Raw genomic sequence first — 6,014 nt, 5'->3', positions numbered from 1 at the left:
GTGGGATATGTTGCAACGCTACATGGACGTCACCCAGCCCCTGCCAGACATGCCCCGGTTGGAGCCGTTTCGCCACCTGGACCCGGTGACCGCCAAGTACGACCAGACTACTAGCCGTAACCCCCGCTACTGGCGAGACCTCAATCTGGAGAACTGGCAGAAGGGAGAGGGTGCGGAGATATTGAAAAAGCAGCGGCAGTATGCGTGGGGCCGCAGGCAATGCAGAGTCACTCCGCAATTGGGCAGTGTGAATATGCCCACTTATCGCCAAAGTCGACCGGAAACAGCCTGTGTCGTGTAAGGCCCTCACTTCCGGTTGTGGTGGGAGTTCGAATAGTTTCTTGTGCCCACGGAGGAATATTTTTGGCTGAAACCCAACCAGGTCAGCGGATGAATGCACAACAGCCCGTGTCCTGTTTTTCAGACACTGCATTTCGGGCAACTGATATTGGCCCATTGCCGAAACCGCCCGAGGAGCGAGCTCGAATTGGAGAAGAGCTCCAGCCCATCGGCAGCTATGCATTCACTATTCCGTACCAGGGAACTGTTCAAGACATTGAGGTACTTCAGGATCATGAAAAGCAGGATCCTCAGTTTTGTTCAAATGACTGGTGGTGGGATCATCAGCGGATTCGCTTCCTGAATGAAAAGCTGGGGCTCAAAGTTTTAATTCTTTTGGTGCCGATGCTGTGGATATTGACGCTTGTTGTTGGAGGGACCGGGGCAATTGTTTGGGGCACGGTAGAAATGACAGAATCCTATGAGTTGCCCGCTTTCCTGCACTTGATGGCATTGTTCGTTTTAGTGCCTGCGTGGCTTCTGGTTTCGTTTTGGATGATTCGTCCCACAACAAACTGGCTCATGAGCACCGGCATCGGTTTCATCCTTAAACCCTTCGAAAAAGCCATCAACAAGAGGCTGGACAAGACCCTTGAAGACGGCTGCAGCGAATTCAACCGGGTCAGCGGGCAGGTGCGGCTGGCCATGGGAGGAGGTCGCTTTTTCCAGGCGCCGTTCGTCGAGTTTGATGCCTACGTCGACCGCGTTATCCAGCAAAGTGGTGTGTTTTACCGTCTGATTCTGGTGCATCGTTACACCCAGAAGTCTTTTCATGGGATGGCGTTCAGCTCCATCGAATCCAGCAAATCAGAGGTGCTCGCCACCTGGGACATGCTGCAGACCTACATGGATGTAACGCAACCCTTGCCCGACACCCCTCGCCTGGAGCCCTTCCGGCACCTGGACCCGGTAACCGCAGAGCACGATAAGAGAGCGGGGCGCAATCCCAGATACTGGCGTGACCTCGATCTGGAGGCCTGGAAAAATGGTGAGGGCTGGAACGAGGTCCATCGGCGGCAGGAGAGTTATCCCTGGGGCGAGAGAACCTGCAAGCTCACTCCGCAACTGGGTAAGATTTCGATGGATGAATACCGCAAACTACGACCGGCCGATGCTTGGCCGATTTGATGCCTTGGCCTCTGCCCACAATTTGAGGGGGTAGCAGCTGGGGTGTGGGCCTCGGGCCTGTCGCTATTGCGCAGGCCACTCCCCCGGCACCACAAACCACCGCCCCCGCTCAACCCAACACCCAAGCCCCGGTTGCCACTCCACCCGAGCAAACAACACCGGCACGCCCTTAGCCTCCACAAACTCCAGCGCCTCCCGGGCAGCTCGAACATCAGGCTGCTCACTCTGCCTCCAGGGCCCAATCCAATGGGGCTTTTTCAACGGCACCCAGCCGGTCAGGTCTGAGTTCTCCAAATCGCGGGCATAGCACCAGCGCCCTTGCAAATGCTCCGTCGGCACGTAATCCGGCAGTTCCACCCGATCACCGGGATAGAACAGGTAACCCGGCATAAACACTTTCGGGGTAAGGGCCTCTGAAATCCCCAGCTCTGCCAGCAACGCCTGAGCCTCCACCCGCTGCGCCATGGGGCTTTGGTGGCTCAGTATTCGGTGTGCTTTCAGGTCCAGCCGGTCCTTTGCGTTGGGGCCGTACCATCGAGTGCCGGTTTCGCCTTCGTTCACGCCCAGATAGTATTTAATGGCGATCTCGTGGTGTTCCAGGCAACCGGTCTGGCGGTTACGCACTACGAAGTCCAGCTCGCCAATGGTTCGGTTATCGGCTTTGATTTGCTGGTTCTTCAGTAATAGCTCCCACCCCAGCAATTCTTTCAGAAGCACTTCATACAAACGTTCAAAGTAATGGCCTAACCGGCGCTCGGCGGGCTGGGCTAGCCTTGCGGGCATGGCTTCCGGTTGTTGGTCCCAGTGCTGCAATCTTTCCTGGTAGTTGTCAGGTAACCATTGCTGCGGATAGAAAGACACAGGCGCTTCGAGCAACTGCGGTGCAGAGCACAGCCACGCCAGGTGGCGCACCGCCGGTGTCTGAAAGGTGAGTGGGGTTTCGGTATCTGCGTTTTTCGTCATGGCCCGAGAATAACGTAAACTGTGGCGGTTTAAGAGCCATTAAATTCAGGAGCCAACCATGCAATACCTGCATACGATGATTCGAGTCAGCAATCTGGACGACACTCTCCACTTCTTCTGCGACCTGCTGGGTATGGTGGAAATCTCCCGTAAAGACAGCGAGCAGGGCCGCTTTACCCTGGTGTTCCTGGCCGCTCCGGAAGACGAAGCCCGTGCCCGGGAAAATCAGGCACCGATGGTGGAGTTGACCTACAACTGGGATCCGGAGGAATACACCGGCGGCCGTAATTTCGGGCACCTGGCGTTCCGGGTGGATAACATCTACGAGCTGTGCGAAAAGCTCCAGGCCAATGGCGTAACCATCAATCGCCCACCCCGTGATGGTCATATGGCCTTTATCCGCACGCCGGATAATATCTCCATTGAACTGTTGCAGAAAGGTGACGCACTGGAGCCCCAGGAGCCCTGGGCCAGCATGGGTAATACTGGTACTTGGTAAGTCTGGGTACATAAACCCCCGGAGCAACGACAAATCCTTGCGCCAGTCATCAAAACTGCCGGATTGTCGTTGCTCCGGTTCTCCCGGGTCTCTAGAATTTGCGACCGTTTTCACAATCGCATCAGGATGATGCGCCTCTCATGACCAAGGAAGGAGTTGCCGAATGGATGATTGGCAAGCTTGCCTGTCTCCGGCCTGCCAGAGTGCATTGGTTCAGGCCCGGGACAGCGTCGACCGCCGCGGCGGTTCGGTAATCACTGCAGAAGATTTCCTGTTGGCGTTGCTGGACGCGATTCCGGACATCGCCCCGTTTCTCAAGCGCCAGGGTGTCGACCTGGACGAACTGGTGCGCACCATTCAGGGCGAACAGCCAATCGTTACCGAAGTCCGGGGTGATGGCGACCTGTCTTCCCAGCTGATTTACTGGATTTCCGGAGCCCGGGAGACTCATGCGGTGTCCTGGCTAGAGTGGCCGCACCTGCTCAGGCAGTTGGCGTCGGGCGCTGAACGGCTGCAGGACAAAGCCTATGTGGCGGTGCTGGAACTGGTCAGCCACTGGCCGGCGCAGCATGAGGAACCACCGGCACCGGTTGTCGGCGTGGATCAGGACATTACTCCCTTAACGGTTACCGATCCGGCCTGGCTCGAGTTGGCAGAAGAAGTGGTGGTCATCACCGCAGCCAACTCCCGGGCGCTGATCTGGCTGAAGGGCGATGCCGGGTCCGGTAAAACCAGTTGGTTGAGCGTGTTGAAGTCTATGCCCGGTTTTCTCTGGGTTCAGGTGGACCCCCGACGGCAGGCCGAGATTATGGCGTCAGACCAGCCTGTCGCACCAACAGCTGAAGCCGGCCCGCTGCACTGGCCTGCCCTGATGTTGGACAACGTGTCTCCTGCCGGGTTGCTGGAGCTGATTCAGCAGCCGGATGGTGTAGTGCATGAGCTGGTTACTGGCTGGCAGGGCCCGGTGCTTCTGTTGTCTGAAGATAACGGCGATTCAGGTGCACCGGAGCGATTGGCTCAGTCGCTGGGCCGGGCCATCGATTCGCTTATGATGCCGGAGATGAGTGCAACCCAGCGCAAGGCCATCCTGATGGCGCACCAGCCGTCAATTGAGAAACGATGGAACATCCAGCTTTCCTCGGCAGCAGTAGACTATGCCAGCTCCCGGAACAGCCGGATGGTTGCGCGGCCCGGTGGCATGCTGGAGTGGGTGCGCCGGGCGGCAGCGCGGCTTGACCTGTTTGCCGGTCGGGGGCCACTAGGCGCCCTGGCGGTTGCAGGTCAGCAGGATGCGCTTCGGCGCCAGTCGTTGGTGGCGCTGGCGAGGGGGGATGACTGGGCGGTTTCTGAGCAGGAACTGGCCCGGTTATCGATTCAGCAGGCGGCCGCCGAAGTCGGCTGGCATGAACGTCAGCGTTCGGGAACCCTGCGGCGCCTTCTGGCGGAAGATCTGCGCGAGGAACTCGAACGATGGGTTGCAGGCAAGCCCGGGCCGGTTCACTATGTGCTGCATTGTGAACAACAGCATGGAGAATCCTCGGGTGCAGGATCTGGAAATCTATATTCGTGACCTTGAGTCGGGCGCGGTGTCGCGCTGGCTGGAAGGCCAGCTTGACCAGTTACAGCTGGATGATTCTGACGTGTCATCGGTGGCGAAGGGTACGGCTTCCTTCAACGGCGCTCGCCTTCGCATCAGTTTGTACCCCGGTGCCTTTGGCAAACGATTTACCTCTCTGGTACTGGAGGGTGAAGACCTGCCCTGGAACAGTGATCTGGAATGCGCCCGAAGTGCCTGGCGGGCGATGGAGGGTGAGATCCGTTGCAGCCTGGGTGACTGGAAAGAAGGCGATCCGGTAGAGGATGAAAAGTGGTGGCGGTTGGATCACCGGGGTGAGCAGCAGGTGGTGTGGAACTGACAGTTCGACCACCCATATAACGCAAAAAGGCAGCCAGTTGGCTGCCTTTTTGCTGTCTTCAGAGCAGAATTATTCGCTCAGGATAGACACGTTGTCGGCTTGCAGGCCTTTGTCAGCTTCAACCACGTTGAAGCGAACCAGCTGGCCCTGGCGCAGAACACGACGGCCACGGCCACGGATGGCGCGGAAATGTACGAAGATTTCGTCGCCGCTGTCACGAACGATAAAGCCGAAGCCCTTCTTCACGTTGAACCATTTGACGGTGCCCTCTTCGTTGCCTTCCGGGGTGCTGTCGTCAAAATCGTCTTCGTCGTCATCGTAGTTGTTGGCAGGCTGGCTGGCACGGGCCGGACGGCTTTGGCTGCGGGCATTGGTTGCGGTTGCAGGCTGCTTGCCGGCCAGTGCAATTGCCAGGAAGCCGGCAACGGCGAAAAGAACGAAGGCAATGATGTAGGCGGCAATGCCACCGCTGGCGCCCAGGGCCTCAAGGCCTTCGCCAATGGCGAGCAGGCGCAGGGGGTCCGGAGTGGTGGTAAGCAGAAGGCCCAGTATAAACGGTGCCGGAATCGCGATCAGAACAGCAACGAGGATCGCCTTGGCTGGATTACGCATTGGCTGATTATTCTCCATGATTTTACAGTAACGATAAAAAGCCGGGCATCAGGTAACATGGCATGTCCGGCCGATGAGCGCCGCCTGGCCAGAAACCCGGCTGTGGCGGTAAAAGGCGGCATGATACCAGATTACTGAAAGGGCTGACCAAACCTCATGAGCAAAAACACCCTCGAAGACAGAATTGCGGAACTGGAAATGCGACTTGCGTTCCAGGATGACGTGATTAATACCCTGAGTGAGCAGGTGGCCAGGCAGGAAATGGATATTCGGGAGCTGTGGGATGCCAAGAAGACGCTGCACAAGCAGCTGAAGGATATTTCGCCGTCCAATATCCGGCCAGAGGAGCAGGAGGTGCCGCCTCCTCACTACTAATTCCGGAGTCGGCTGCCGGCTCCGGGGTCAGACCCCCGCGCGTGAAGTGACCCCCGAAAGTTGGACACCGACTTTTGGGGAGTCACATGACAAGAACACATAGTGAAGCATTCAAATTAAAGATGGTGAAGCTTTACCTCGAAGGCGGGGCCAGCTTCAACCGCATCTCCAGAGAATTCAAT

At 57.6% G+C, this 6,014-nt stretch carries 7 protein-coding genes and 1 pseudogene; 6 read left to right on the top strand and 2 right to left on the bottom strand.

Annotated features, from left to right (window positions below; genetic code table 11):
- Together AC13DJ_RS00070 and AC13DJ_RS00065 are read left to right on the top strand one after the other, a co-directional pair.
- Positions 1-301: pseudogene (locus AC13DJ_RS00070) on the top strand (hypothetical protein); the annotation flags it as partial.
- A 62-nt stretch (positions 302-363) separates the two neighbouring features.
- A complete protein-coding gene (locus tag AC13DJ_RS00065) occupies positions 364-1,467 on the top strand; it encodes a hypothetical protein (protein WP_482932768.1) in 1,104 nt (367 codons plus the stop codon).
- Positions 1,468-1,530: 63 nt separating this feature from the next.
- On the opposite strand, the gene AC13DJ_RS00060 is transcribed toward AC13DJ_RS00065, so the two are convergent.
- A complete protein-coding gene (locus AC13DJ_RS00060) occupies positions 1,531-2,430 on the bottom strand; it encodes a DUF1853 family protein (protein WP_289101200.1) in 900 nt (299 codons plus the stop codon).
- Positions 2,431-2,488: 58 nt separating this feature from the next.
- On the opposite strand from AC13DJ_RS00060, the gene AC13DJ_RS00055 reads away from it, so the two are divergent.
- From AC13DJ_RS00055 to AC13DJ_RS00045, 3 genes are all read left to right on the top strand, one after another.
- Entirely contained in the window at positions 2,489-2,929 is a 441-nt protein-coding gene (locus AC13DJ_RS00055) for a VOC family protein (protein WP_289101199.1), read from the top strand.
- Between the two features lie 163 nt (positions 2,930-3,092).
- Positions 3,093-4,499: a hypothetical protein gene (locus AC13DJ_RS00050; protein ID WP_474539738.1), complete on the top strand. Its 1,407-nt coding sequence runs from the start codon at positions 3,093-3,095 to the stop codon at positions 4,497-4,499.
- Positions 4,471-4,845, top strand: a complete 375-nt coding sequence (locus AC13DJ_RS00045; RefSeq protein WP_022989854.1) for a hypothetical protein — start codon at positions 4,471-4,473, stop codon at positions 4,843-4,845. The genes AC13DJ_RS00050 and AC13DJ_RS00045 overlap by 29 nt, the downstream gene beginning before the upstream one ends.
- 69 nt (positions 4,846-4,914) lie before the next feature.
- Here the strand turns inward: AC13DJ_RS00045 and AC13DJ_RS00040 are convergent, their stop codons facing one another.
- Complete coding sequence (locus tag AC13DJ_RS00040; RefSeq protein ID WP_474539739.1) at positions 4,915-5,457, bottom strand: cold-shock protein; 543 nt, start codon at positions 5,455-5,457, stop codon at positions 4,915-4,917.
- 156 nt (positions 5,458-5,613) lie between these two features.
- Between AC13DJ_RS00040 and AC13DJ_RS00035 the strand changes: the two genes are divergently transcribed.
- Complete coding sequence (locus AC13DJ_RS00035) at positions 5,614-5,832, top strand: SlyX family protein (protein ID WP_022989856.1); 219 nt, start codon at positions 5,614-5,616, stop codon at positions 5,830-5,832.
- Positions 5,833-6,014: the final 182 nt, after the last annotated feature.

The sequence above is a fragment of the Marinobacter sp. L-46 genome (genome assembly GCF_056859535.1).
This window is presented reverse-complemented; position numbering and strand designations above follow the sequence as displayed.